Source organism: Colwellia echini (genome assembly GCF_002843355.2).
In the GTDB taxonomy this organism is placed as follows: domain Bacteria; phylum Pseudomonadota; class Gammaproteobacteria; order Enterobacterales; family Alteromonadaceae; genus Colwellia; species Colwellia echini.
In genome coordinates, this window is sequence record NZ_PJAI02000009.1 from 1 (window position 1) to 25,960 (window position 25,960).

Here is a 25,960-nt window from a genome sequence, read left to right on the forward strand (position 1 = left end):
TTAATGAGTATCGAATATAGCTCTGAGTTGAGAAGAAACTTAATCAAATTGGTATAACTTAAGTTTTTTCAAGGGAATTGTCAGTTTGGTTAACTCGGTTAAATTGACGAAATAGTAATATAGCTAGTATGGTTAATATTCCTAATAATGAATTACTTCCTGCTTGAATATATGCATCACTGTAGTATCCGTCACTAACATAAACTTCAGTATAGCTCTCAGTGTACTCAATAAATTCAGGATCATAATCGCTACTTTCTAGCGGCAGTGCATATAAACTATTGGTATCATCACTGCTATAAGTCGCCATAATATTTGGGTTACCTTCCTCATATAAGTCAATTAATACGTCATAATGATTACTATTAAAGCCTTGCTCTAAAGTACTAACAACTTCAAATGCATCATCAGTACTTTCTCCGTGAATAATAAAACTGTCGGTACTGTAATAATGTAACCAAGGCCCACCGTTTTCACTTAAATATAATTCAGCGTAAACAACGGCTACATCATGAGGATTTACATAAATTAAATCTGCATCAAAGGTAACGCTAAAAGACTGGTAATAACTGTCCTCATCAATATCTTCAATAAGTTGCGCGTAGCCATCATAAATAATAAAGTTTTCTTCATAATACCTTGTTCTTAAGGTTTTAAGGGATTTTTTACCTGATGATATTACAGGGGATAAGTTATTATATTGTTCTATTTTTTGCTTAACTTTATACTCAATGATTTCATCGCGAGTGTGGTGTAAATTACTGATGGTCCTGATTTTACTCGTGCTACTTTCATTATTCAGCGTGTTTGCTACTTGAGTATTATCATAGCTCTTTATCACAACAGTATTTGTTTGCTCGGCAAAGCTAGAATAAGAAAATAATAAAAAAGTAAGTACAACAATGGCTGTGATTGTTAGCTTTAACGAAAACATTGCTGCTGGACTGAAAGCATTTTTTGTTTGGTGTTTAATTGAATTTTTTTTGGGGGCTGTTTTATGATCTGTTTGTTTGATTAGTTTATTCATCACTAAATCCTTCATGCATTGATTTAATGTTATTAAAGCGTAACGTAAATGAACCCAAGCTGAACAAATAAAATAAGTAGTTGTAGATTATTTTGACTAGGTTAAAAATGAGTTAACTTCTTTTGCTACTTAACCTGAATTCGAGATAATAAAAATGCTACAACAGCGCTAATTATGCGTAGTCATTTATATTAGCGGCGTTGTGAAAACTCCCAATAATCAGTTATTGGCTTCGTTTTCTCGCCTTGAAGGACAATAATTAAAACTATTGTAGAAGTGTAACGGTAACTAATTTATATTATTTGGTTATACATATTCATTATCCCTAGTTCAGGTCAATTATTTAAATTTTAAAGGTGTTGTTCAGCAAATGTTCAGCTTGATAGTGCTAGCATATAGCGAAAGAAGGTTTATTTGCTTGTTACATTCTTTTACACTGAGTGCTCTAGCAGTTTGCCCTGTATTCTTATTTTATCCGCAGTGAAGTTAGGTAATTAAATGATATTACGCGCTATTTTATTAACACTATTATTAAGTGTATGTGCCCTGAATGCGCCTAATGTGATGGCAGCACAGTCTCCTGTAAACATTAGCTCGCAACAAGCCGCAAAAATAGTACAAAGCCATTTCGGTGGTAAAATATTGAAAGTTCAAAGAATTAATAATATTTATAAGGTTAAAATCGTTAAACCTAATGGCCAAGTAACCTCAAAGAAAGTTAATGCAAGTACCGGACAAATAGTTGCTAATTAGCCAAATAAAAAGGAACGGTAATGCGTTTACTCTTAGTTGAAGATGATCAAGCGTTACAAGCAGAACTTCAGCAACAACTGCTTTCAAAAAATTATTCGGTAGACGTTGCTAGTGATGGTGAAATAGCTTTATTCCAAGGGCTTGAATATGATTATGATATTGCCGTTATTGACTTAGGTTTACCGAAAATAGACGGCGTAAGTGTGGTTAAAGCTTTAAGAGAAAAAGGTCGTGATTATCCTATTTTAATCTTAACTGCTCGTGATAGTTGGCAAGACAAAGTTTCAGGCCTAGATGCGGGAGCTGATGATTACCTAACTAAACCCTTTCATGTAGAGGAGCTTACTTCTCGGCTAAATGCCTTGATCCGGCGAAGTGTAGGTAAAGCTAGCACACTTATTAATAATGGCCCTTATTGCCTAGATATTGCCACGTCACAAGTTTTATTTGAACAAGAAGTCATAAGCTTAAGTGCTCATGAATTTAAAGTTTTTAAATACTTAATGTTGCATGTTGGTGAAGTGGTGTCTAAATCGACTTTAACCGAACACATTTATGATCAAGACTTTGACCTAGACTCAAATGTTATTGAAGTATTTATCCGCCGTTTACGGAAGAAGCTTGATTCTGAAAGTAAATATAATTTTATTGAAACCAAGCGTGGTCAAGGATACCGCTTAGTTAACTTTTCAACACAGAGTTAGTCTTGAATTTAACCATTAAACCCTTGCTAAAATTCAACGCCCACGAATTTTTAAACTCTTTAAAAGTTCGTTTGGCGCTTAGTTTATTAGTGATGGTACTTGTCATACTCCCCACTATTGCTTTCATTATTATGAACTCATTTGAAAAGCATATGGTGACGAGTATTGAAAATGAATTAAGTGCTTATAGTTATTCTATATTGGCAGTCGCAGAAGTTGAGCAAGCAAGTTTAGTTATGCCAGAAGTATTGATTGAAAACCAATTCAACGTAACGGATTCAGGTTTATACGCCTTTATTTCAAAGCCTACTTCACAGCAAGAAATAAATAACGGCGCTTTTAATCTCGAAGATAAAATTCTTTGGCAATCTCAGTCGTCATTTATTCTTAACTTACCAGATATACTTACTGATTTACTGCTTGATGAATTTGCCAGTGAGCATACTCCGTTGGCAACGGGTGATAAATCCTTTTCGACTGTAAATATCAAGAATACACCGTATTTTATCTATAGTTTTGCAGTAAGTTTTAGTGATGAAGAGCAGGATTTCCCAATTATTGTACATATTGTTCGCGACAAGCAAACATTTATAGAATTGATAAACGACTTTGAACAGCAACTGTGGTTTGGTTTAGCAATATTAATGCTGATTATACTACTGCTACAACTTGCTTGGTTAATGTGGACTTTAAAGCCACTATCTACTTTGCAAAAAGAAATACATGCAGTTGAGCAAGGTAAAGCTGAAAAGCTCACCAGTACATACCCAAAAGAATTATCGAAATTAACTAATCAAGTCAATCAGTTATTAGTGACTGAACAAAAACAAAGACAACGCTACCGTAATGCTTTGTCTGATCTCGCCCATAGCTTAAAAACGCCATTAGCGGTATTGCAAGCGCAAAGTGATATATCAGCGGTGAATCAAGAACAAATTAATCGTATTAACTCAACCATTGATCACCAATTAAAAAGGGCGCAAAGCGCAGGACAATCGTCATGGTTGTTAGGTATTGGCGTTACCCCTATTGTTGATAAATTACTTAATACTTTAGCAAAAATATATCAACACCAAGATACAACCCTCAAGTTAAGTTCACATAAAAACTTAAGGTTCAAAGGTGATGAAGCAGATTTACTTGAGCTTTTGGGTAACTTACTTGATAACGCCTACAAAGCTGCTAAAAGCACAATTAAATTAACTATTGAGCAGCAAGGTGAGTTATTAATTATTTGCGTGGAAGACGACGGTGTAGGTATTAAAAGTGAACAAATAGAAAGAATACTCGAACGGGGAACACGGGCTGATACCTATGAATCAGGTCATGGTGTGGGTTTAGCCATTGTTCGAGATTTAGTAAAAAGTTACCAAGGCGAATTAAACATTGGTAACTCATTAGAGTTAGGAGGAGCCAGCTTCACCTTACGTTTTAGCACTAGCTGAGCATGTTGCCATTTTTAGAGACGATTATGAACAGGTGACTATGTTGATACCATAATGTTAAGTGTTCAGACTATGTTCAGTTTCACACTTGTAAGATAAGCCATAACAGTAAATATGACTTAACATACAAGATGAGCTTATGTATTTTAAAAAACTAACATCACACTATCGTACCATCATAAAAATAAGCTTAATCGCTACAACAATGGCGACGGTTGCTTTTACTACAACGGCTTTTTCAGCCTCGCATTCAACTTTAACAGCAGATACTTATCAAGAGTCACAATTATCTGACGCAGAACTTGCACAAGCTTTAGCACCTATTGCCTTATATCCAGACACCTTACTCACCCATATTTTAATTTCTTCAACTTACCCAATTGAAGTGATTGAAGCAGAAAGATGGCTTAACCAGCAACTACAAGAAAACTCACAGATAACAACACAACAACTTGAAGTTTTGGCTGAAAATAAAGGTTGGGATGCTAGTGTTCAGGCCTTACTCGCTTTTCCTAAAGTGCTTAATAAGTTAAGTGACGATTTAAGTTGGATGCAAGATATTGGTGATACTTTTTTACAAGATGAAAGTAGGGTACTTTCCAGCATTCAAACTCTTAGACAACAAGCTGAGCAAGCGGGTAGTTTAGACAACATAAATAATGTGAAGATAGTTAAAGAGCAGCAAACTATTATTATTGAACCGGCACAAGCTGAAATTATTTATGTGCCATATTATGATACACGTGTGGTATACGGCCCTTGGTCTTGGTCAAACTATCCTCCGATTTATTGGCACAACTCTCATCATTATGCCGCCCATTACGGTCACTTTTATTGGGGATCTGCTGTAAGAATAAGCCCTAATTTCTATTTCACCGCATTTCATTGGCAAAAACGTCACGTGGTGGTAACTCCACATATTAGCTACCGCCATGTTAACCGTCATGTAAACCGTCACGTGAGTAGTTATGGTGCTAGCAATAAGTATTATTCAAATAGAAGAATAGTAACCAGTAATCAAGCAAAGCGTTGGAGCCACAAACCAACTCATAGAAGAGGTGTTGCGTACAATCATAAAAAAGTACAACAGAGATATCATACCTCACGCCCAACTATACACAGTACCAATACTCATAAGAAAACTTTAACTAGTAACACCAGCCGCAAAAGGGTCAATAAAAGCACTAATCATAAAGCAAATACGCGTAATAATAGTACTCATCGTGATACGGCTGTTAAAAACAACAACTATAAAAAGAGCCATCAACAGAGCAAGAGTAACCAGAGACAAAGCGTACAGTCTAATAAATCACGTGATAAAACGGCTAGTGTTAACAGGCAAGTTCAAAGTAGCCATAGAACAAAAGAGCGTTAATACTATTATTGAAAAGTTGCCACGTTCATTACTAATCAGTAATCAGTAATTACTCATTGTCAGCTAACTCTTAGTAAGAAAGCCTAAATTACAGGTGATGTGACAAACATTAGGAGCAATATTGTTTAACCGTATTGCTTGTTTTTTTGGCAGAAATCCCCAGAGACAACGATATCACCGACTTGAATAGTCTTACTATTTGAATACGTATTCATCGTTTAATATATTTATTTTTGTATGAATTTAAAGCAACCTTGGTTTTGTTAAAAACATAAAAATAACATTAAATTAACACTGCTATAGGATTACAATAAAATGAAAAATAACGTAATAAAGTCATTGTTAGCAACAAGTTTAGCATTAGGTATAACGTGTCAGGCACAGGCTGCGTCACAACCAACTACCTTCGTACACTTATTTGAATGGAACTGGCAAGATATTGCAAAAGAATGTGAAACATTTCTAGGACCTAAAGGATATGCTGCGGTACAAGTATCTCCGCCAAATGAACATATTCAAGGTGGGGCGTGGTGGACACGATACCAACCAGTAAGTTACCAGCTAGAAAGTCGCGGTGGTAACCGAGCGCAATTTATTAACATGGTTGAACGCTGTAAAGCGGTTGGTGTAGATATTTATGTGGATGCGGTCTTAAATCATATGGCGGCAGGTAGCGGTACTGGCACTGCAGGAAGTAACTTTGGCAACAAAAGCTACCCTAACTTCGGACCACAAGACTTTCATAATACTTGTGCTATCAACGATTATAATAATCGCTGGGAAGTACAAAACTGTGAATTAGTTGGTTTAACCGATCTAAATACTGGCTCAGCGTATGTGCAAGAAACATTAGCCGGTTACCTTAATGATTTACAAAATATTGGTGTAACAGGCTTTAGGTTAGATGCGTCTAAGCATATGTCATTGGGAGATATTCAAGGTGTGTTATCAAAAGTTAATGGCTCACCGTTAATTTTTCAAGAAGTGATTGACCAAGGTGGAGAGCCAATTACATCTAACGAATATCAAAGTACAGGTTTAGTAACTGAATTTAAATATACCACGCAATTAGGTAATACTTTTAAGCAAGGTCAGTTAGCTTCACTTAGTCAATTTGGTGAAGCTTGGGGGTTTTTACCAAGTAGCTCTGCGGTTGTTTTTGTTGATAATCATGATAATCAACGCGGTCACGGCGGAGGTGGAAATGTCATTAATTTTGAAGATGGCCGCTTATATGACTTAGCTAACGTATTTATGCTTGCCTATCCATATGGTTACCCAAAAGTTATGTCTAGTTATGATTTCCATGGTGATACTGATGCAGGAGCACCAGGTGTACCTGTTCATAACAATGGTAACCTAGAATGTTTTGCTAGTAATTGGAAGTGTGAACATCGATGGGGTTATATTGCTGGTGGTGTAGACTTTAGAAATAATACAGCAGATAACTGGGCGACAACCAATTGGTGGGATAACGGTAATAACCAAATCGCCTTTGGTCGCGGTAGTTCGGGTTTTGTAGCAATCAACAAAGAAGATTACACTTTAAATACCACACTTAATACCGATATGGCACAAGGTACGTACTGTAATGTATTAAAAGGCGAATTATCTGCTGATGAAAAAAGTTGTAGTGGTGAAACAGTTATCGTAAATGCTAATGGCAGTATTAATGCTAGTGTAGGTGCTTGGGATGCGTTTGCTATTCATCAAGGTGCTAAAGTTAATGTTGCTCCTGATGACAATAATAACGGCAGTGAAAACTGGCAACGTACTGTGATCTTTATCCAAGCACAAACACAAAGTGGTCAAGATATGTTTGTTCGTGGCGGTATTGATCATGATTATGCCAATAATAATCTGAACAGAAATTGTCAAACGTCTAACTTTGCCTGTGCAATGCCAATTAGGCATAACAACTTAAAAAGCAGCACTACAGCACCATGGAAAAATAATGAAAATTATTTAGATTGGTATGGTAGTGAAGCCGCTCAAAGTAGCGAAGCCGAAGGCACACCACTTGATTGGACAACTAATGCTTGGCCATCAAGTTGGGGAACCAAACGCACAGTGGCTAATGACGGCTATGGTGAAGAACCATTAAATATTTGGGGTCAACATTACTGGATGTTAGACGTTGATATGGATTGCAGTAAAGCCGTTGATAACAAGTTTGAATTGAAAGCGTTTGTTAAAAATGGTCAAGGCTGGGAAGGGGATATAAGCCAAGCAAATACGCCTTATAGTAGCAACAACCATATTGCTGAATGTGGTAAAATTAATACCTTCAACTTTAATGCTAATAGTGTTGAAAGTAGAAGCTTTTAATTGTTATTTTCTCTAAGGATAGCTAGAACTTAACTTTAAGTTAACTAGTAACTAAATAGAATATATAAACAAATTAAGTGACCCCGTATAATATCTTTAATGATTTATGCGGGGTTACTATTTTTAGATAAAAGTTTAACGCTAAATAATTTAATAATTACTGAATTCAAGGATTGGTTATTTAAACTAACATAGATTAACAGACGGATTACAAAAGCTTACTTGCAACATACCGAGCGGTCGGATATTATTTAGCTACTTACTACGAAGTTCATAATACTAAGTTCATAGTAAAGTAATAAGTTAAGACCATTAAGATACGCCACCGAGATAAAGTTATGAGTGTTGCCGAGCAAACCCGCCAAAATATTTTGAATGTTGCTGCCGATGAAATACATCATCATGGCTTTAAAGCGACTAGCTTGTCAGTTATCCTCAATCGTTGCGGCATTTCAAAAGGTGCGTTATATCACCATTTCACCAACAAACTTGAATTAGGTTACGCTGTTTTTGAAGAAGTGTACCAACCTATGTTTTTGGAAGCCTGGCGACCTGCTTTAACAACTGATGATCCAATCGAAGGGTTATGTGACTTTCTAATATCAATTACAGATAATATGGCTTGTAATGAAAGCGTTTGTGGTTGTCCGTTGAATAATTTATGTGAAGAAATGGCTAATGTTGACGAAGGTTTTCGTTTACGTATATTAGCGATGCAAGAGCAATTAAACCAATTAATTGTTGATGCACTTGAGCGCGTTCGTGACGATTTACGAAGCAACATTAAATTTAGTCAAGTAGGCTACTTTATTGCTGCTACTTTAAATGGTGCTAACAGCTTAGGAAAAAGCTCACGTAATAAAGTAGTATTTACTCAAATTATTGATGAATTGTGCTGCTATATTCGCGCCTTGAAAAAATAACTCACTTATTAATCAAGTCCCTTTCCACAGATTCTATTTATTCTTAACGCGATTAATTTACCGCGTTATTCCTATTTACACTTTCATAAACATTTTTGTTCTTTATAATTCAGTTAACAAACCGACCGGTCGGTGATAGTATTCCCCCATCAACCATACCGCTCGGTCGGTATGGGTTAATTTGTTTACTATTTATTATTTTAAGGGCATTTATCATGCGAGCATTTATCGCAAAAAGCATCCTAGTTTTAGGCGTCTCTTCACTTGTATCACCAGTGTTAGCTCTATCGTTCGCTGGCAATACCACTGCATTAGTTTCAGCTACTTCAGGGTCATCAGTAGGTAGCAGTTATGGAAATACCCCAATAATTGAAACCGAGATTATTTCACCTTACGAGGTGTTAAAAACTGCAGGAACTAACTTGTTTTCTCGTATATCAGCTAACCAAGGAGCCATCGAAAAATTTCCTCATTTAATGCGTGATATTGTTGAAGAAGAGTTAATGCCATCGATAGATTACCGCTATGCTTCTTATAGAATTTTAGGTAAACATTTGAAAAAAATATCAGTCGAGCAACGCGCAGATTTTGTGCAAGCTATGCGTCATTATTTAGTAAGAACATATTCAATAGCACTGTCTAAATACAAAGGACAAGAAGTTATCTTTGAGGCTGAGCAACCTACAGATGGAAAAAGAATAATTGCTGTTAAAACAGAAATAATAGAGCAGGGGTCACCAACTATTAATGTTGTTTTTCAAATGCGTCAAAGCAATAAAACAAAACAATGGAAAGCCTTTGATATGACAGTAGAAGGTATTTCATTGTTAAGCAGTAAACAAGCTGAGTTAGGAGATAAAATATCTAAACAAGGCATAGATCACGTTACCATGGAACTAGCAGCTTTATCGAAGTAAAACTTCTGCTTTTTACTGTTAAAATAGCTAGTTATAGCAATGTAGGTATTAATATTTACATTGCTATAAATTAATAACAACCTTATCTCCCCATCTTTATCTACCTTTACCCTCAGTGATTATAATTAGACGTTGTCTCCATTTGGTATGCTTCAATGTTAAATAACTTATAATGCACGAGATTTGCTCGCTTCTCCCAAAAAAATAGTCGTAACAAAAAGCTCGAATCAATTCCTTTGAACTAATTCCCTAGAACCAACATCTGACCAGGTCAATCCTAAAACTAACGCCCTGAGCTCTTTAAAAAAGATAGCGAGCTAGCCTTTATTCAAAACAATAAATTGTAAATTTAATGTAAAACCTTTAGTATTTTGTTCAGCTAAAGCAAAGTGGTCGAATTAATGAAATATTGGATTGAAATAATCAGCGGATTAAGTTTTATTATTCTGTTAGGTTGCTCTAATGAGGATGGCTCACAAGATAAAGCAGCCGAAGGTCGTTTTTCGAGTGACATATCACAAGCTAAATCAAACAAGGAGTCAACAATGTTGGGATTATTTGGAAAAAAAGAGGGGGAGGTGTATGTTATTTCGTCGCCATTAGAAGGGACGCTAGTAAAAAACGGACAGCCGCTGGCTAATACCAAGATTATTCGCCGTTTACGTTGGAATGGCAATGATGATGGTGTTGTTGATGAGTTTCAAACGGATGAAAATGGCAACTTTAATATTCCTGCCCATGAAGAAATATTATCAATAGGAAAATTAACTCAATTTGTGAGTAACATTGAATTATTTTCTGAGTCTGAAACAGACGATAATTTTTTTTGGTACAGTAATAAGTTTAGTGGTGAATTATTTTCAGATTTTGAAACCCCAGTAAAATCATTAGTATGTGATATTGATGATAACGAGAGCCGTGTTGAGCTTAAGCACGGAGCTGTATATTCAAAATGTCGATGGGAAAAAGCTCAGTAAATAGACTATTAAATATTAAGGAATTACAATGGCAAACGAATTGCAACCATCTCAAGCTGCTCGCATAGCAGAAGACGTATATGATGTTAACTCTGGAAATCAGCGAGCTTTTAAAGCTTTTCTCGCTAATTCAACTTTTTCTCAAAAAAATAGCGCTCAACTAAAACTAAATGCAGCTGTAGGTGGAAACCTTTTACTTGCCGCTATGGATGGTTTTGGTGTTTGTGCTATGGGCGGTAAGGGTTATGAAGGTGATTTGTTTATTATCTTTCGTGGTACTACTACCGCTAACAATAAAGCTGATTTTGTTACTGACGGTAATATCGGGTTAACTCGTTCTACTACTGGGCATATGGTGCACGTTGGGTTTAATCATACTTTCACCAGCATGTTACCGCAAATTCAATCTTTCATCGCCCAAAATAAAGTTACCGGTACCGTACATTGTATTGGCCATAGCCTCGGTGGCGCAGTTGCTTCATTAGCCGCAGATTGGCTTAAGCAAAAAGCGGGTAAAAATGTCAAACTTTATACTTTTGGTGCGCCAAGAGTTGGCACTTATTTTTTTGCTAAAAGTACAACCGATAACCTTAAAGTTGAAAACATACATCGTGTATACCATCAAACTGATCCAGTACCTATGGTGGCTTTGTTCCCGTTTATGCAAGCGCCTTATAATACCAGTGGCCATTTTCTTCCGTCTTCAGAGTTAGTATTTAGTGGCGCGGCCCATAAAATGGGCAAGTATCTTGAATCAGTTGGAAGTAATAGCTGGAATGCATTAAATAGCGTTCCAGATGAACCTTATGATGTAGAGTGGGCTATTGAGCAATGGTTGAACTCTAAAAGATATACTAGTGCAGACTCACATACTTTCTTACGATGGGCTGAGTCTGCTTTAATTTATGTACTTAAGAAAATAGGAATTTGTGTAGTTTCAGCTCTTCAAGGCGCTGTTATGGGAGTTGCTACATTAGCAGATAAGTTAGCCTATATTCTGTCTAAAGGTATCGATTTAGCTGATAATATTAGCTATTGGGTTATAAGATTCATGCGACGCATCATGCAAGCTTTGGGAATGAAAGTTGCTGAGAGCAAAGAAGAGTTAACCCGAGGTGTTATTAGAACCGCTTTATTACGCTTAACAAGAAAAAATTATGATAACGCTCAACGAGCAATTAGAAAGCTATAGGGTTAGCGAGAGGATTTGCTATTCCTCTCTAATAACTGCTTGTACTCTACAAAGAAATTCTAAAAGGAAATAGAGTGATAATTATTAAATTATCGGCTAGTTTTTTGTTACTGATCTTCATACTTGTTGGGGGAAGAAAAGCAGATAAAAAGTCTCATAATTCTCAATATCACCCGTTAGCTGAATATATGACGGGTTTTATTTTTGTATTTGGCGCTTTCTGGGGGCTTTATGAACTTTGGTGGTAAACGCTAAAGTTATCAGATAAATTTCTCTTCTGTATTACATTTACTTTATAAAAAAGATATTAACTTCAGTAATTATATGAATATTTTACATATGTTTATGTATTATACCATTTGAAGATTATTGATTTATTATTTCAATTGTTATTATCACAATTCCGGCATTATTATTATAAAGTAACCTTATCAACCTATATGACTAATAAAATATTATTAACTGAATCAGTAAATATACTTCTAACTAAAAGTGACGTTCCTGCAAGGTTAACTATCGAACAATGTGCTTCAGCGTTAGCGATGAGTATGACCTCTTTTCGGCGAAAACTTACTTTAGAAGAAACTACTTTTAAGCTTATTCAACAAAAATATTTAAATGAGCTTTGCGTAAAGGCCTTGTTAACGCAACACGAAAGTATAGATATTTTAGTAGCTAAATTAGGCTATTCTGAACGTTCTACTTTTGAAAGAGCTTTTCGCAATAAGTTTGGTATAACACCGTCGCAGTTTCGAGAATTATCACTCGTTGATGATACAGGTAATACAGATAAACAAAAACTAAGTGATATAGCGCAAAACATGCCGCCTTTATCGGATAGTTGCCAACAACTGTTGATAGATAAAGATCATGCTAGTTTTGATCTTCAAAGAGTACTCGAAATAGTTGCTCAAGATCCTATATTTACAGGGCGCTTGATGGGACTTGCCAGTAAAGCTATTTATGGAAAAACACCGCTTAATATTCAAGAAGCTATTAGTCGCAGCTTAGGTATCAATACTGTTGTAAATTTAGCTGTCGTTTTTTCAGTGAAAGATGCGTTAAGTGCTCATGTTGACGACAAGGTAATCAGCCAATGCACACAAGCTTTTCTAACCGCGCCAAAATTGTTTCAATTAATTCGAAAGTCAGTAGCAGCTAAATTAAAATTTGATAATGCATTAACAGAGCAAGTACTAGTATTTGGCTTATTAGGTATTTTATTGTTGTGTCACAAAGACTTTAGTAAACACCAATTTATGTTGCATTCAATGCAAGGAGTGGATGAAGTAGACTCTTTAAATACTCATGTTTACGCTGCTATGCACATTAGTATTTATGCGGCTTCAAGTTTGATGCTATCGATATGGCATATTGACGCGAAAGTGATTAAGCAATTACATCATATAGATAAAGTGAGTAAACGAGAGGTTACAGGAACTAAACAAGATGAATTAACGTTATTCATGTTGTCCTGCTTATATAGCTTAATAAGTGAATGCAACGACTATAGTCATTTAGAGCAAAAAGCTGAATTGCTTGAAATAGAAAATTTTGCTGAGATTAAAGCTATATTTTTTAATCATCATTAAGTTATATTAAGTTCACAGAGGAAATTCGCAGGAGTTAAATATTAAAGAAAATATTTTACTAAGAGAAATTTTTCATAAAGGAAACTCTCTCATAAAGGGAACTTTCTCAACCATTCTTCATTGTAAGTAATACATAATAATACGTTACAAGAAAGAGGGGGATGATTGAGAAAGTATAAAAGCTACACATCTTAAAGTTACAGGAGTAAATTATACGTTTGCTCTAGTTATTTTTTTTGCGGCGAATTAATAAAGCAAAACCTAATAATGATAAAGCAAATACTGGCGGCTCAGGCACATCAACAAGAGCCAAATTGTTTACTTGAACTAATGACACATTATCGATTAACCCACCCAAAGAATTGGCTTTCCCAAAAGCACCAAAACTTAAGTTCATAGTTGTTGCCTGTGCGGTAAGTACTATTGATTGCACAGTCCAGTTTGAGATGAGTGAATGAGTACCATCTACAGCAAAGTTAGCATCCATAGCTAAGTTAAAATCTGTTGCGGCATCATACCAAAAAACATTTATACCATTATCGTTTAATTGATTAGTACGTGCTTTGTATGCAAATTCTAGTAAATACTCGGCACCAATCACAAGCGAGTCTATAGACTGTGTCATCACAGTATTTGATGAGCCCCGAATATGAGAGTCAAGCTCCACATAATTACTGCCATCAACAGCTTTGCTTACAATGTTTTTTTGTAATTCTATACCGTTACCTGCAGTTGTTACCCAACCAGGTAGTGTGTAAAAAACATCCCAAGCACTATTTGTATTTTCAAAAGCTTGTAAATCAGTATGATGAATAACACCTTGGGCAGTAGAGTTGTTAGAAAACTTTAACTCTTCAAAACTACCATTAGTAATTAAAGATGCGTCAGCTATTGAACTAGTGATTAAAATAGAAAATGCTAAAAAGGTTTTATTTAATGAGTGTAAGATGGGAAGATCCTTTTTAAATGGTAAATAAGTAACAACAGTATAAATAAGTGAATTCTTTTGAATATGGCTAAACTGTCCAATTTTAAGAGTTATTTGAGTACCTCAACAAATATGAGTAGGGAAATTATTATGGATATCACCTTATATTACATTCACGATCCTATGTGTAGCTGGTGTTGGGGCTATAGTCCAACCTGGCATATGTTAAAAGAAAAACTGCCGTCAAAAATTACCGTAGAATATGTTGCTGGCGGTTTAGCGCCTGATTCTGATGAACCTATGCCAATTGCGCAACAACAAGCTATAGAAGGTTATTGGCGAACAATCGAAACTAAGCTAGGTACACAATTTAACTATGACTTTTGGCGTAAAAATATACCAAGGCGTTCAACTTATAATGCTTGTCGAGCTGTAATTGCCGCAAATAAGCAAGGTGCTCAACAAGAAATGATTGATGCAATTCAACAGGGCTATTATCTTGATGCATTAAACCCTTCGGATGTTGATATGTTAATTGGTGTCGCTCAAAGGTTAACAGTGCAAACCTCGGCTAAATTTAATACCGCTCAGTTTATTCAAGATCTCAGTGCTAAAGAGACTGAAGTTGAATTACAACGACAGCTGAACTTAGCTCGGTCGTTAACACAACAAGGCTTTCCATCGCTAGTACTTGAAGTAAATGGTAGATATCACCAAATTTCAATCGATTATCTAAATTACAAAACGAGCTTGGCAGAGATTTTAACTAAGCTAGTACCGTAATTGATACTATAACAAGACCAGCGAGACTAACTTCGTTATAATTAGTTAATTCCATTAATGAGAAGCGATAACATTATGAGTAATACAAATACTACCTTAAAAAACTTTTTAGCCGATATTAAACCAAGCCAAGTTATTTGGGCCTTACAAGATAAAGAAAGTGAGGACTGGGTGGTTCTTGATTCACCTAGTTTTGAAAACACTGATGTTATGCCATTATGGTCAAGTGCAGCATTAGCCCAACAACATTGTATTGATGAATGGAGTGATTATGTACCTTGCGCAATATCATTATCTGATTGGTTTGAGTTTTGGCTTGAAGACTTAAATGAAGATAACGTTATTGTCGGTGTTAATTGGCAGGGTGATGATGAGTATGTAGAGTTAGAGTTAAGTGAGTTTACTCAAGCTCTGGCTGAGATAGAGTCGTTAAAATAGTCTCGCTTTTTTTAAGTGGGTAAGCTATGAAATAACCTTTAGTCTCCAGACTAAGGGTTATTTAAAACGGGAATTTTCAGAGTTTCTCTTTGCAATAATTTAGCCGCAATTTCAGTAGATACTTGGTAAAACTCGCTAACGTATTTTTTGGCGTTTAAATAGTCTTTTATTTGACGCTTTATTTTACATGGGTTTTTACATTGTAATGAGTAGGCTAAGCGGTATTCGCCAATGGTTTTAGACGAGAGAAGCTTAGTATAATGCTCTGGATTTTCAGGGGTACAACCAATTCTAACCACATCACTAAACAACGAATGAGTCATTACATAAACATAGCCAATTGAAACGTCATTATTGACAGACATAGTGGCATCATTAAACGTTTTAGCGTTATTTTTTATAGCGACGACAGTGTTATCCATAAACTCTACCCAATCCTATTAACTGAACACTCTTATTTATTGTTCTACTATATATTATTCTCATCAATAAAGTCAGCCGCCTAACTTTCAGCCCCCTAATTTTCTGCCATTTAATTTTCATACACCTAATTTTCAGCCATTTAATTTTCAGGCACCTAACTATTATTCATTTAACCATCAATTCTTAACTAAAGTGAAACTACAATTAATAGCAAATGAATTAAAGAGCTGTTAAAAAATAGCTAAGTTCGGGAGCATATTTGAGTAATAGCTATTGAAATTGAGAGTAACGCAGAAATTGATTATTAATACCATTTGATATTTGATTCATTGTTTCAATTGAACTTATAGGAGAATATATCTTTTCGGTCTATCGCTTCTTTCTTCAAGCAAATCTATATAACTGCTATACTCTCGCCATTATGCTTTTCATTTTAGCTGTTAATAGCGCTTCAACACAGCTTACTAAACTTACCTAAGCATTTATATCAATTCTACTTTTAATATACCTGAGACAAGACTATGTCCTTCGCAACCCTTAAATTATCACCCCTTATCCTCAATGCGATTGATGATTTAGGTTATAGCAAACCAACGGCTATTCAAAGCAAAGCGATCCCTGTTGTTTTATCAGGAAAGGATATTATTGCTGCAGCACAAACAGGCACAGGTAAAACTGCCAGTTTTGTGTTGCCATTATTACAGCAAATTAATACTCGCTATAAAGAAACAAATCAGAAACTTCGTGGTAAACGAGTTCGAGCGTTAATATTAGTACCAACGCGTGAATTAGCGGTACAAGTTGAAACAAGTATTGCTGATTATGGTAAATATTTATCTATCAGATCTATGGCAATGTACGGCGGTGTTGATATTGACGCGCAAAAACAACGCTTAATTTGGGGCGTAGATATTGTTGTTGCCACGCCAGGACGCTTGTTAGATATGATTCATCAACGGGCGTTACACTTTGATGAGCTTGATATGTTAGTACTTGATGAAGCTGACAGAATGCTTGATATGGGCTTTATTGATGATATTAATAAAATTATTGAGCGCTTGCCTGAACAGCGTCAAAACTTACTGTTCTCAGCCACCATGTCAGAAGCTGTTCGTGGCTTAGCGAAAAGAACTATTCATAAACCCGTTGAAATAACCACAGATGCAGACAAAGCTAATAAGCCTAAAATTCAGCAGTGGTTAGTAACGGTTGATAAAACAGATAAATCTGCATTGTTGAGCCATCTTATTAAAGAATTAACCTGGCAGCAGGCGCTTATATTTATTGAAACCAAACATGGAGCAGCTAAGTTAGTTAGTCAGTTAGAAAAACGTGGTATTGCCGCAGAAAGTATTCACAGCGGTAGAACACAAGATATTAGAGAAAGAATACTGAGCGATTTTAAGTCAGGTGATATTAAGTTTTTAGTGGCAACAGGTATTGCTGCTCGCGGGCTAGATATTGGTGATCTTAGCCGGGTGGTTAATTATGATTTACCGAGCAAGGTTGATGACTATATTCACCGAATTGGTCGTACCGGCAGAGCTGGTGCAGAGGGCGAAGCTGTATCTTTAGTGTCTAAAGACAATTTTAGAGAGCTTTGCGCGATTGAAAGCCGGTTAGGACATATTATTGAGCGTAAAGAGGTTACTGAATTTCCTGTTAAAAAGGCTGTGCCTATTTCTGTGTTAAACTTTCAACCTAAAAATGCGCCGAGTAAAGGCAATACAGGTAAAGGAAGTGAGTCTAAACGAGAACAAGCAAAGTATAGCAAACCGAATAATAGAGGGGCTAATCAAGGTAGAAAAAGTCATGTTCGCCAAACAGATGAGCCAAAGTACAAAAGTCCATGGCCAGTTAAACTTTAATTGAAAAAATAATGCTTAATAAAAAACCGCGCTAATGAGCTTCATTAGCGCGGTTTTTTATTTTTACGATGTTTTAACTTATATTAGCTTTGCTCGTTTAATACGATTTTAATGAGCTTAGCTTTAATAAGTTAATCACTGTTTGTCATCAATACGGTTTGTAAAAATGGCTCAATATTAAGCTTGAATTAAATGCACATCGCGTTGTGGGAACGGAATAGAGATAGAATTCTTGTCCAATGCTTTCTTCATTGCTTCATTTACACCAAAGTAAACATCCCAGTAATGCTCAGGTAAGCAATGAGGACGTACTACAAAGTTCACAGAGCTGTCAGCCATTTCTACTAAGCCAACAAACGGAGCAGGAGTTTGCATTACTTTATCGTTACTGGTTAATACTTCCATTAATACAGCTTTAGTTTGATCAATATCGGCACTGTAAGAAACACCAATAGTTAAATCAACACGAATTTTACCTTCTACAGTATAATTTATTACTGAGCCATTAGACGTAGCACCATTTGGAATAATAATACGTTTTGATTGTGGCGAAACTAAAATAGTATTGAAAATTTGTACTTCTTTAACCACACCTAAGTGACCTTGAGTTTCAATTAAATCGCCTACTTTGTAAGGCTTAAAAATCATCACTAATACGCCACCGGCAAAATTAGCTAAACTACCTTGTAACGCTAAACCGATAGCTAAACCTGCTGCACCTAGTACGGCAACAAATGATGTTGTGGCAACACCTATCATTGACGCAACAGAGATAAATAATAGAACTTTAAGTAACCAAGAAACGAGGCTGCTCATAAAGGGGATTAAAGTAGGATCTACTTTAGAGCGTTGCATCGACGCTTTTACTACCTTCGTAATACCGCTAATAATCCATAAACCCAGTAATAGGGTAATTATTGCTAGTGCTAACATTGGTGCATACTCAAGTCCAAGCTCATAGGCTTTCATCGTGAGTGCTTCAACATGGGTAACAGTATCTTGTACTTGTGTGATTGTATCTTGTGCGGGCATTGAATTTCCTTAATTAACAATGAGTAGAATCGATAATATATTATACAAATCAGTAAAAATTACAATTTATGGTTTTAATTAATTATAACTTATTTAAAAATGATTCATTTTAATTGCCATTATTAGCTTGCGAGTAACAATTAGCTGTAATTAGCGCTTCATTTGTAAATCAAAACACGCCAAGCAATCAAGAGTCAGTTATAATAGAAAAATATTTAAAATACAGTTATAGCAATTAATTGCTTAATGCTTCACCAATACTTCTAGGCACTTTCATGATTAACAATGACCTTTTACGTCGTCTCAGTACAATTTTTAATTTAAACGACGAACAAATTATTGCAACGTTTTCATTAACTCAATGCGATATAACCGCTGAGCAATTAAATTCTTTCTTCAAAGCAAAAGATGATGCAAGTTATCAAGAAATAACTGATGAACAATTTGCCCATTTTTTAAATGGTTTGATCATAGCAAAACGTGGTCCTAGCGATGGGCCAGAGCGTGAAGTTGAGCAAGTATTAACAAACAATATGATTTTTAATAAAGTAAAAATAGCCTTATCTTTAAAAGCAGAGGATGTTATTGCTATTTTAGAACTAGCCGATTTAAGTTTAGGTAAATACGAATTAAGTGCGTTTTTTAGAAAGGTAGATAATAAACATTATAAAAATTGCTCTGATGAAGTATTGTCAGCATTTTTAAAAGGTTTGAAAATTAAACATACATAACTTGGTTTTGAATAATATCTGTACTTTATTAACACCTTACTCTAAAAGTATCTAAAATAAGTTATCTAATAAATACCGCTACATAGCGGTATTTTATTATTTACTCGTTAGGGGCTGTTGATCTTTCGGTATTACTTTTATAGCAATTTATTTACTATTTAAACAAGTTAGAGCATGTGACTTGTGGCTGGTTACATGAACAGGCAAAATGCAGTATAAATTTGCCTTTAGGTTCATTTAATACTTGAATTCAAGAACGAATTTACTCTTTGTTGCTCGCTTTTTAAATAGAATGATCATGATTCAAAGCTCGCGCCGCGATTAATCCGTTTTAAATTGAATTAATTTTAACCTTTAAAGATCAACAGCCTCTAATATTTCCGGTTTTTCAATTCAAAAATATTGCTTTATAAATATTGATCCTAAAAATATAGTTTAAATTTACATGTCAACGTGTTCATTAAAATGTCATCCTTTCTTCACATTATTTTAATCTTTCTCAATTAGATTGCCCTTTATCATTAGTAAACAAAACTAATGCACTAAAAGTCGGAAAGACGCTAATAGAATTAATATAACTGGAGAATATTATGAGTAATGCATTTTGGAACGACGATTACATTATTGATGAAGAAGAAGTACTTGAGTTGGTTGAAAAAAAAGGTAAGCCTAAAGGACTAGAAAAAAAACGTAAATGGCGTGAAATTGAAACGATAAAAGAGCAACGCCGTCTTCGTAGAGATATTGAAGCTTACGATCAGTATTCTTATTAGCCACAGATTTATACCAATTGAATAATAAATTAATTATCTTCAAATGGTATAAATAAAAAATTTCTTCGTGCGCTCAATTATAATAGCTAACTATTGCTTAATAACGAGCCTGAAATTGCATTTTTGACAAGTTAAATTCACGCACTTATAAAATAACCTGTACTATTTGAAAGCACATTTAAGTATGTTTTTCAAATGGTTACAGGTTAGTCTTTTTAATAATTTTGTAAACTGTTCAGCCTGTAACATTGATATTCTAGGTAACTTCCGCTACCCCTTGTTGTCGTTTTATTTTGATCTTATGAGTTTCGGTTAATATGGGTTAATTCACCAAATTTTAGACAAAAAAAAGCCACATAAAAATGTGGCTAAAAAATCAGTGTAAGGGGATTACAAATGATTAGGAATCTGTTTTTTCTGGTAGTAACTTGTTAAACTAGTCTCCCTCAGAAAGTAGAGCTATTATACTAATTTAAATTGAGGTGTAAAGCTTTTTTTGTAATAAAACTACATTTTTGTTATTTTATTTAATGATTGTGTTGTTTTTTGTACAAAAATACAGTTTTTTATTAGTTTTATTTGATTGTGTAGGCGTTTTTTGTTCTTTTTTCTAATTTAATAACAATGCCATTAATTGTCATTTGGCTGTCATTTTATTGTCATCTACCTTTGTTAGGTGATTCATCGAGTAGATTTGGCGAGAAAAATTTAACTCTGTCTAACTTAACTCAGCCTAAAATATAACATAGCCCAGCATAACAATACTTTAACCGCTAGCATCGCGACTAGCGGATAATTAAGGTTGTTGTAGCATTTTGCTTATGCCGACCTCAGGTTAATTGACTAGTTGCTACTCGAGGTATCAACTTGAATCGAAGTTGTAGAATCATTAAAGGCTTCTGTACCCCATAAAGGAACTGTAGATAAACTGTGTTTAAAACTTCCGGATGTTTCTGTTGTTGAATAAGATAAGTACATTAAGGTTTGGTTTTCAATATCAAAAATACGTCTTACTTTCATAGTTTTTAAAAATATACTTTTTGATTTCTTAAAAACAACTTCACCAGATTTACTTTTATCTATCTGAGCAATCATAGCGTTGGTAATTTCACCCGTTTGACGACAAGAGATTGAACTGTCACTAGGATCAGATAAACTTAGATTAGCTTCCACACTGGCAATATGGCAAGTAACCCCTGGCACTAATGGGTCAACCAAGGTATTAAGTTTAATATCTTTTAAGGTGAAAAAACCTAAAGAAACATCGCCCACTTCTTCATTGGTTAAGCTGCTATATATAAAATAAGTGATCACTAATAAGATGATTATTGCGCCGTAAATTTTTATCTTTTTTAACATGTTAATTTCCATTTGAATTGTTATTTTATTATCGACATTGATTATTAATAGTATCCCACATTATATAGTGATCATGCAGGCGAAAATTAACTCATAAATTCAGTTTTGCATTTTACCGTTATGCTAGGTATAAATGTAATCATATCCTTAAATGTATACTCGCTTGAAATTAGATGAAATACAAAAGACAATTTCGTTAAGTTGTTTTAGTTAAACTTATATAATTTAACTAAAACAACTTATGCATAATAATTTAAGCAAAATAAATATTTGAATAAGCCAGAGAAAATAATGAGTCACCGATGAGTAATAAAGCTTCAATAGAAACCCAAGAGCAAGCACTTAAAGTCGCTAAAGGGACACAGAAACAAGGACAAACCAAAGCGCAAACCAAGCTGATTGCCCAAGGGATAGAAAAAGGTATTGCAGAATACAAAAAACAGCAAAGTAAAAAGTCTCGTGAGCGAGATAAAGAGCGTAAACAACAAATAAAACATAAGCAGCGTCAAGTTGAAGAGCCTGTAAATTCAGTTTCAGAATATAGAGCTCAAAAATTACCTTGGATATTACTGGCGGTAAGTTGGTTAGGTTTTATTAGTTTTTCGGTATATACGTTAAATTTATAGCGTAATAATCAATAAGGAAAGAAAGGTAATTTCATGGGACAAAAATTTTCAGCGTTAGAAGCGAAGCATATCGAGTTTATTGGTAAGCAAAAAATTTATTTTGTTAGCACTGCTGCAGATACAGGCACAGTTAACTTATCACCAAAAGGCGGCGACAGTTTACGAGTGATTAACGCAAATACTATCGCTTGGTTAAATCATACCGGAAGTGGTAACGAATCAGCCGCGCATGTATTAATTAATCCTAGAATGACAATAATGTTTTGTGCTTTTGAAGGAGAGCCGTTGATTCTTCGTACTTATGGAAACGCAAAAGTTTTACACACGGGGGATGCTTTGTGGGATGAATATATCAACTTGTTTCCAAAAAGCATTGCCTCTCGACAAATATTTTTACTCGACATTAATAAAGTTCAATCTTCATGTGGTATGTCAGTACCTTATTTTAATTTCGATTCAGATCGTGATGATTTAGCTCAATGGTCTAATAAACGTGGTAAAGAGGGAATTGAAAAATATTGGGAGAAAGCCAACCAGCAAAGTATTGATGGTTTTGATACTGAAATAATGAAACGAGCTGATTTATAAAGAGATACTTAAATATCTTAATAGCCAAAGACATATAAATTAAGTTTCGTTTGGTAAGTTACTTTTTGGATTATGTTTTTTGTTTTTATATTATTATGAGGGTTTGGCTTTAACTGGTTGATTTTAATTATTTAATATTGTGTGTCTTGTTTTGTTTTTTAATTTTTATTAAAAAACAAGTGTATTTCGGTTCAAAAGAAGGCATTTTTTGAGGCTTGTGTAATAATAAAAGAGAGCTTACATATTTTTTGGAGGTTAACATGAGCCATGAAGAAAGACGCAATATGTCAATCAACACTGACGCTGATGCCAATGCGGATAAAACTGAAAGTAAATCAATGATGGAACAGTTAAATGATGCAAACCACGAAATAGAAGACCTTAAACTACAACTTGCGTGGTTTGAACGTTCCAGCGATGATTTATAACTTTTAGCTACATATTATTTAACCTGAGTTTAGGTTAAGTCATAACAGTAATTACTTCATCGCGAAATTAATATCAAGATGAAATTTAAAAGACAAATATAGTGATATATTTGTCTTTTTTGTTTTTAAAGTAATTTATAACAGTTTGATTAAGTTTCTTCTCTAGTCAGAGCGCTGCTCGATGTTCAATAACAAGGCAAATTTGTTTCGGTTTAGTCACTCTAAATCAAATGAATTTAACGATGTTAGTAGATATCGAGCAAGATCCCAAAGGGCGAGTTTAAAAGGCTTACATGCTGCGTTATTGATTTTAACAAGAACGCCACAATGATGTGGCTTATTAGAGAATGGTTATTCAGAAGCATATTAATTCACGCTGAGTGGGAAAGAACTGAATCAAATTGGTGTTATACCATTTCATATAAAGAAGTGATCACTTAGAATGGCATGTACGACATTAGAACAATCAAGATTTGTGTTGGTATAGTTATTCTACATCAAACAAATATTGTGCCGTTATCATGGTGTACATGCGTTCCCGAAGGGCGAGTTTTAAAGGCTTATATGCTACGTTATTGATTTTGAGAAGGGAATAACCATTCACTACAATCAATGCCTTGCCTCTAAGCCTTTAAATTCTCGCTAAGCGATCACTTTCTTATATGAATTGGTATTAATTCTGCGGCATTTTTATTTGCATTTTTATAGGCGTTTAAAAATAATATATTTTTCAGTCGATTAATTATGTGAAAATTATTGGGATCATGCTATTTTCCCCGCATTATGATTAAAATTTTTAAATTATTTCAAAGGAAACCAACTTATGCCTAAAGCCAGTGATGTAAAAAAGAATACCGCAATAGAATACAACGACAGTGTTTACATTGTTAGAGGAATAGAGCGCTCAGTACCACAAGGTAGAGCAGGCGGTAGCTTATATAGAATGCGTATGTACGATGTAGTTACGGGCGCAAAAGTTGATGAAACTTTTAAAGACAGTGACATGTTAACTCTAGCCGATTTAAGTCGTCGCCCAGCAATGTTCTCTTATGTTGATGGCGATGAATATGTTTTTATGGATAATGAAGATTACACGCCGTATAACTTAAATAAAGAGTCGATTGCTGACGAAGTACTATTTATTGATGAAGAAACTCAAGGTTTAGCTGTGATCATTGTTGATGATGCACCAGTAGGTCTTGCATTACCATCTAGTGTTGAATTAACTATTACTGAAACAGATCCTTCTATAAAAGGCGCTTCTGCCAGTGCTCGTACTAAACCAGCAATTCTTTCTACAGGTTTAACTATTCAAGTGCCTGAGCATATATCTACTGGTGATAAAGTTAAGGTAAATACTGAAGAGCGTAAGTTTATGGGTCGTGCTGACTCTAAATAATAGCTTTCTTAGTTTTTTCTTAGGTGGTTAAGTAATTATTACCACTAATAAAAGTGCCCGAATATTCGGGCATTTTTATAGGTGCTTATTTACTATTTACTATTTACTATTTAGTATTTATTAGTTTTCATAACGTATCGCAATATCTTCCACTTGAATATTACCAAATAATTGACCGTCGGGGGTTATAGCCGTTGCAGTATCGCCAGATAATTTAATAACTTTAACTTTGTATGGGCTAACGCTAAAGCCAGTGTATGCTTTACCTGTATTCGCGGTAAAATGAGTCAAATGTAATAAACTAAATTCATCGCCAATCTTCAATCCATTATCTCTACCTAAATCAATGATTACTTCATTGCCAGCTACTTTGAGTATTTTACCTTTACTTGGCTCACACATTATATTTTCGTCTATATCTTTAATTACTTTGCCAAGAATGCCCGACACCATAACACCATATTCACTTTGCCAAAAAGCATTACCTGATGGATCAACGTTAACGCGCTTTAAAAATGTCCAAGGGGCAGTGTCGTTATAACTATTTTGCCACAACAGTTGGCCATTTAAACCACTGTAAAGGTAGATGTTAATACCAAAATCTCGAGGGTAAATGCCTTGTTGCCAAAACATCCAACCGTTAGTAGATTGCTGGTCAAATGAAAGGTTAGTAATTTCACTAAACATAACATATTGGCTATTAGTAGTATCACTAAGTGATTGGGTTAATATTGATATTTTATCGCTGGCTAAGCTGTTATTAAGTCGAGCAAAGTCAGTTTTGTTATTAATAATAGTACTAGTTTTAGTGAAGGTACTTTGTAGATTAAGTTGTTCGCCGAGTTTAGCCATCACGGATTTATCAATGTCATAAATCTCACCTATATTAGCTTGTTCTCTGTGAACTAAGTGACTGCGAGTAATTAACAAAGATTTCTTAAAGTTGACGGCAAAACACTTCTTCTCTTGCGGAAAAATATCAGCGCGTATCGTTACGGTAATAAGACTACCACTGTGAACCTCATCTACTAACTCAATCGAGTTGACGCTACCACTTGCCCTGATACTTATTTGATCTTGAGTAAGTAATCCATTGACCACTTGTTGCACACTTGAAACAGTAGCGCCTGATACTAACAGTGCTTTTTTTAAGGCATTTTCAACGGCTTTTGAACGGGCAATTTCTACACTGCTGCCTTTAGTACTAGCGTGACCTTGAGTTTCATACCACTGAGCTTGAACAGTTAAACTGAAGAACAGGCAAATGAATAATAATAGTTTGGTAAGTATACGCATAGATTTTCAGCTTCCAATGTAGCGTTAACAAATGTGAATAAAATATCTTAAAACA

26 protein-coding genes are annotated in these 25,960 nt (G+C 34.8%); 20 read left to right on the forward strand and 6 right to left on the reverse strand.

The features are described 5' to 3' along the window. Positions 1-58: 58 nt before the first annotated feature. A complete protein-coding gene (locus tag CWS31_RS17745; protein ID WP_246143457.1) occupies positions 59-1,027 on the reverse strand; it encodes a choice-of-anchor H family protein in 969 nt (322 codons plus the stop codon). A gap of 498 nt (positions 1,028-1,525) precedes the next feature. Between CWS31_RS17745 and CWS31_RS09265 the strand changes: the two genes are divergently transcribed. The 11 genes from CWS31_RS09265 to CWS31_RS09310 all read left to right on the forward strand — a co-directional run bounded on the left by CWS31_RS09265 (position 1,526) and on the right by CWS31_RS09310 (position 13,233). Further along, positions 1,526-1,780 (forward strand): PepSY domain-containing protein, encoded by a 255-nt coding sequence (locus CWS31_RS09265; protein ID WP_101344182.1) that lies wholly within the window; start codon positions 1,526-1,528, stop codon positions 1,778-1,780. A 20-nt stretch (positions 1,781-1,800) separates the two neighbouring features. Next, positions 1,801-2,484 (forward strand): response regulator transcription factor, encoded by a 684-nt coding sequence (locus tag CWS31_RS09270; protein ID WP_101344181.1) that lies wholly within the window; start codon positions 1,801-1,803, stop codon positions 2,482-2,484. Between the two features lie 131 nt (positions 2,485-2,615). Continuing rightward, a complete protein-coding gene (locus CWS31_RS09275; protein ID WP_246143459.1) occupies positions 2,616-3,929 on the forward strand; it encodes an ATP-binding protein in 1,314 nt (437 codons plus the stop codon). 139 nt (positions 3,930-4,068) lie between these two features. After that, on the forward strand, positions 4,069-5,304 hold the full coding sequence (locus tag CWS31_RS09280) for a DUF3300 domain-containing protein (protein WP_101344180.1): 1,236 nt from the start codon (positions 4,069-4,071) through the stop codon (positions 5,302-5,304). A gap of 315 nt (positions 5,305-5,619) precedes the next feature. Continuing rightward, positions 5,620-7,632, forward strand: coding sequence for an alpha-amylase (locus CWS31_RS09285; protein ID WP_101344179.1), 2,013 nt, complete (start codon positions 5,620-5,622; stop codon positions 7,630-7,632). Positions 7,633-7,970: 338 nt separating this feature from the next. Further along, positions 7,971-8,555, forward strand: coding sequence for a TetR/AcrR family transcriptional regulator (locus CWS31_RS09290; RefSeq protein ID WP_101344178.1), 585 nt, complete (start codon positions 7,971-7,973; stop codon positions 8,553-8,555). Positions 8,556-8,770: 215 nt separating this feature from the next. After that, entirely contained in the window at positions 8,771-9,472 is a 702-nt protein-coding gene (locus CWS31_RS09295; protein ID WP_101344177.1) for an MlaC/ttg2D family ABC transporter substrate-binding protein, read from the forward strand. Positions 9,473-9,873: 401 nt separating this feature from the next. Continuing rightward, on the forward strand, positions 9,874-10,449 hold the full coding sequence (locus CWS31_RS09300) for a DUF6795 domain-containing protein (protein ID WP_101344176.1): 576 nt from the start codon (positions 9,874-9,876) through the stop codon (positions 10,447-10,449). 28 nt (positions 10,450-10,477) lie between these two features. Then, positions 10,478-11,641 (forward strand): lipase family protein, encoded by a 1,164-nt coding sequence (locus CWS31_RS09305; RefSeq protein ID WP_101344175.1) that lies wholly within the window; start codon positions 10,478-10,480, stop codon positions 11,639-11,641. Positions 11,642-11,715: 74 nt separating this feature from the next. Continuing rightward, entirely contained in the window at positions 11,716-11,889 is a 174-nt protein-coding gene (locus CWS31_RS17570; RefSeq protein ID WP_170252841.1) for a hypothetical protein, read from the forward strand. Between the two features lie 192 nt (positions 11,890-12,081). Beyond that, positions 12,082-13,233, forward strand: coding sequence for a helix-turn-helix domain-containing protein (locus CWS31_RS09310; protein ID WP_101344174.1), 1,152 nt, complete (start codon positions 12,082-12,084; stop codon positions 13,231-13,233). Positions 13,234-13,456: 223 nt separating this feature from the next. Here CWS31_RS09310 and CWS31_RS09315 read toward each other — a convergent pair whose 3' ends face one another. Then, positions 13,457-13,858 carry a hypothetical protein gene (locus CWS31_RS09315; RefSeq protein WP_148747753.1) on the reverse strand — a complete coding sequence of 134 codons (402 nt, stop codon included), beginning with the start codon at positions 13,856-13,858 and terminating at the stop codon, positions 13,457-13,459. Positions 13,859-14,311: 453 nt separating this feature from the next. Between CWS31_RS09315 and CWS31_RS09320 the strand changes: the two genes are divergently transcribed. Then, positions 14,312-14,944 (forward strand): DsbA family protein, encoded by a 633-nt coding sequence (locus tag CWS31_RS09320; protein WP_101344172.1) that lies wholly within the window; start codon positions 14,312-14,314, stop codon positions 14,942-14,944. Between the two features lie 75 nt (positions 14,945-15,019). After that, the gene (locus CWS31_RS09325) at positions 15,020-15,382 is read left to right on the forward strand and encodes a DUF2750 domain-containing protein (protein ID WP_101344171.1); all 363 of its coding nucleotides are present in this window, start codon (positions 15,020-15,022) and stop codon (positions 15,380-15,382) included. Between the two features lie 50 nt (positions 15,383-15,432). Here CWS31_RS09325 and CWS31_RS09330 read toward each other — a convergent pair whose 3' ends face one another. Continuing rightward, on the reverse strand, positions 15,433-15,804 hold the full coding sequence (locus tag CWS31_RS09330) for a GIY-YIG nuclease family protein (RefSeq protein WP_101344170.1): 372 nt from the start codon (positions 15,802-15,804) through the stop codon (positions 15,433-15,435). Positions 15,805-16,326: 522 nt separating this feature from the next. Here CWS31_RS09330 and CWS31_RS09335 point away from each other — a divergent pair. Beyond that, on the forward strand, positions 16,327-17,673 hold the full coding sequence (locus CWS31_RS09335; RefSeq protein ID WP_101344169.1) for a DEAD/DEAH box helicase: 1,347 nt from the start codon (positions 16,327-16,329) through the stop codon (positions 17,671-17,673). Positions 17,674-17,850: 177 nt separating this feature from the next. Here the strand turns inward: CWS31_RS09335 and CWS31_RS09340 are convergent, their stop codons facing one another. Then, complete coding sequence (locus tag CWS31_RS09340) at positions 17,851-18,705, reverse strand: mechanosensitive ion channel family protein (RefSeq protein WP_101344168.1); 855 nt, start codon at positions 18,703-18,705, stop codon at positions 17,851-17,853. Between the two features lie 275 nt (positions 18,706-18,980). Between CWS31_RS09340 and CWS31_RS09345 the strand changes: the two genes are divergently transcribed. Beyond that, entirely contained in the window at positions 18,981-19,436 is a 456-nt protein-coding gene (locus tag CWS31_RS09345) for a YehS family protein (protein WP_101344167.1), read from the forward strand. Positions 19,437-20,026: 590 nt separating this feature from the next. Further along, positions 20,027-20,209 (forward strand): DUF3545 family protein, encoded by a 183-nt coding sequence (locus CWS31_RS09350; protein ID WP_101344166.1) that lies wholly within the window; start codon positions 20,027-20,029, stop codon positions 20,207-20,209. An 843-nt stretch (positions 20,210-21,052) separates the two neighbouring features. Here CWS31_RS09350 and CWS31_RS09355 read toward each other — a convergent pair. Then, positions 21,053-21,568 carry a CreA family protein gene (locus CWS31_RS09355; protein WP_101344165.1) on the reverse strand — a complete coding sequence of 172 codons (516 nt, stop codon included), beginning with the start codon at positions 21,566-21,568 and terminating at the stop codon, positions 21,053-21,055. Between the two features lie 302 nt (positions 21,569-21,870). Between CWS31_RS09355 and CWS31_RS09360 the strand changes: the two genes are divergently transcribed. The 4 genes from CWS31_RS09360 (at position 21,871) to efpL (ending at position 24,609) form a co-directional block, all read left to right on the forward strand. Then, positions 21,871-22,194, forward strand: coding sequence for a DUF2956 domain-containing protein (locus CWS31_RS09360; RefSeq protein WP_101344164.1), 324 nt, complete (start codon positions 21,871-21,873; stop codon positions 22,192-22,194). Between the two features lie 33 nt (positions 22,195-22,227). Then, positions 22,228-22,782 (forward strand): pyridoxamine 5'-phosphate oxidase family protein, encoded by a 555-nt coding sequence (locus tag CWS31_RS09365; protein WP_101344163.1) that lies wholly within the window; start codon positions 22,228-22,230, stop codon positions 22,780-22,782. 260 nt (positions 22,783-23,042) lie between these two features. Further along, complete coding sequence (locus tag CWS31_RS17575) at positions 23,043-23,210, forward strand: hypothetical protein (protein WP_170252843.1); 168 nt, start codon at positions 23,043-23,045, stop codon at positions 23,208-23,210. 823 nt (positions 23,211-24,033) lie between these two features. After that, the gene (gene efpL / locus CWS31_RS09370; RefSeq protein ID WP_101344162.1) at positions 24,034-24,609 is read left to right on the forward strand and encodes an elongation factor P-like protein EfpL; all 576 of its coding nucleotides are present in this window, start codon (positions 24,034-24,036) and stop codon (positions 24,607-24,609) included. A gap of 120 nt (positions 24,610-24,729) precedes the next feature. Here the strand turns inward: efpL and CWS31_RS09375 are convergent, their stop codons facing one another. Next, complete coding sequence (locus tag CWS31_RS09375) at positions 24,730-25,905, reverse strand: flagellar assembly protein T N-terminal domain-containing protein (RefSeq protein ID WP_101344161.1); 1,176 nt, start codon at positions 25,903-25,905, stop codon at positions 24,730-24,732. Between the last annotated feature and the right edge of the window lie 55 nt (positions 25,906-25,960).

Bases quoted from the DNA above. Each gene is read 5' to 3' on its own strand.
- CWS31_RS17745 (WP_246143457.1), bottom strand. From the start codon at position 1,027: ATGAATAAACTAATCAAACAAACAGATCATAAAACAGCCCCCAAAAAA.
- CWS31_RS09265 (WP_101344182.1), top strand. From the start codon at position 1,526: ATGATATTACGCGCTATTTTATTAACACTATTATTAAGTGTATGTGCC.
- CWS31_RS09270 (WP_101344181.1), top strand. From the start codon at position 1,801: ATGCGTTTACTCTTAGTTGAAGATGATCAAGCGTTACAAGCAGAACTT.
- CWS31_RS09275 (WP_246143459.1), top strand. From the start codon at position 2,616: ATGAACTCATTTGAAAAGCATATGGTGACGAGTATTGAAAATGAATTA.
- CWS31_RS09280 (WP_101344180.1), top strand. From the start codon at position 4,069: ATGTATTTTAAAAAACTAACATCACACTATCGTACCATCATAAAAATA.
- CWS31_RS09285 (WP_101344179.1), top strand. From the start codon at position 5,620: ATGAAAAATAACGTAATAAAGTCATTGTTAGCAACAAGTTTAGCATTA.
- CWS31_RS09290 (WP_101344178.1), top strand. From the start codon at position 7,971: ATGAGTGTTGCCGAGCAAACCCGCCAAAATATTTTGAATGTTGCTGCC.
- CWS31_RS09295 (WP_101344177.1), top strand. From the start codon at position 8,771: ATGCGAGCATTTATCGCAAAAAGCATCCTAGTTTTAGGCGTCTCTTCA.
- CWS31_RS09300 (WP_101344176.1), top strand. From the start codon at position 9,874: ATGAAATATTGGATTGAAATAATCAGCGGATTAAGTTTTATTATTCTG.
- CWS31_RS09305 (WP_101344175.1), top strand. From the start codon at position 10,478: ATGGCAAACGAATTGCAACCATCTCAAGCTGCTCGCATAGCAGAAGAC.
- CWS31_RS09310 (WP_101344174.1), top strand. From the start codon at position 12,082: ATGACTAATAAAATATTATTAACTGAATCAGTAAATATACTTCTAACT.
- CWS31_RS09315 (WP_148747753.1), bottom strand. From the start codon at position 13,858: ATGACACAGTCTATAGACTCGCTTGTGATTGGTGCCGAGTATTTACTA.
- CWS31_RS09320 (WP_101344172.1), top strand. From the start codon at position 14,312: ATGGATATCACCTTATATTACATTCACGATCCTATGTGTAGCTGGTGT.
- CWS31_RS09325 (WP_101344171.1), top strand. From the start codon at position 15,020: ATGAGTAATACAAATACTACCTTAAAAAACTTTTTAGCCGATATTAAA.
- CWS31_RS09330 (WP_101344170.1), bottom strand. From the start codon at position 15,804: ATGGATAACACTGTCGTCGCTATAAAAAATAACGCTAAAACGTTTAAT.
- CWS31_RS09335 (WP_101344169.1), top strand. From the start codon at position 16,327: ATGTCCTTCGCAACCCTTAAATTATCACCCCTTATCCTCAATGCGATT.
- CWS31_RS09340 (WP_101344168.1), bottom strand. From the start codon at position 18,705: ATGCCCGCACAAGATACAATCACACAAGTACAAGATACTGTTACCCAT.
- CWS31_RS09345 (WP_101344167.1), top strand. From the start codon at position 18,981: ATGATTAACAATGACCTTTTACGTCGTCTCAGTACAATTTTTAATTTA.
- CWS31_RS09350 (WP_101344166.1), top strand. From the start codon at position 20,027: ATGAGTAATGCATTTTGGAACGACGATTACATTATTGATGAAGAAGAA.
- CWS31_RS09355 (WP_101344165.1), bottom strand. From the start codon at position 21,568: ATGTTAAAAAAGATAAAAATTTACGGCGCAATAATCATCTTATTAGTG.
- CWS31_RS09360 (WP_101344164.1), top strand. From the start codon at position 21,871: ATGAGTAATAAAGCTTCAATAGAAACCCAAGAGCAAGCACTTAAAGTC.
- CWS31_RS09365 (WP_101344163.1), top strand. From the start codon at position 22,228: ATGGGACAAAAATTTTCAGCGTTAGAAGCGAAGCATATCGAGTTTATT.
- CWS31_RS17575 (WP_170252843.1), top strand. From the start codon at position 23,043: ATGAGCCATGAAGAAAGACGCAATATGTCAATCAACACTGACGCTGAT.
- efpL (WP_101344162.1), top strand. From the start codon at position 24,034: ATGCCTAAAGCCAGTGATGTAAAAAAGAATACCGCAATAGAATACAAC.
- CWS31_RS09375 (WP_101344161.1), bottom strand. From the start codon at position 25,905: ATGCGTATACTTACCAAACTATTATTATTCATTTGCCTGTTCTTCAGT.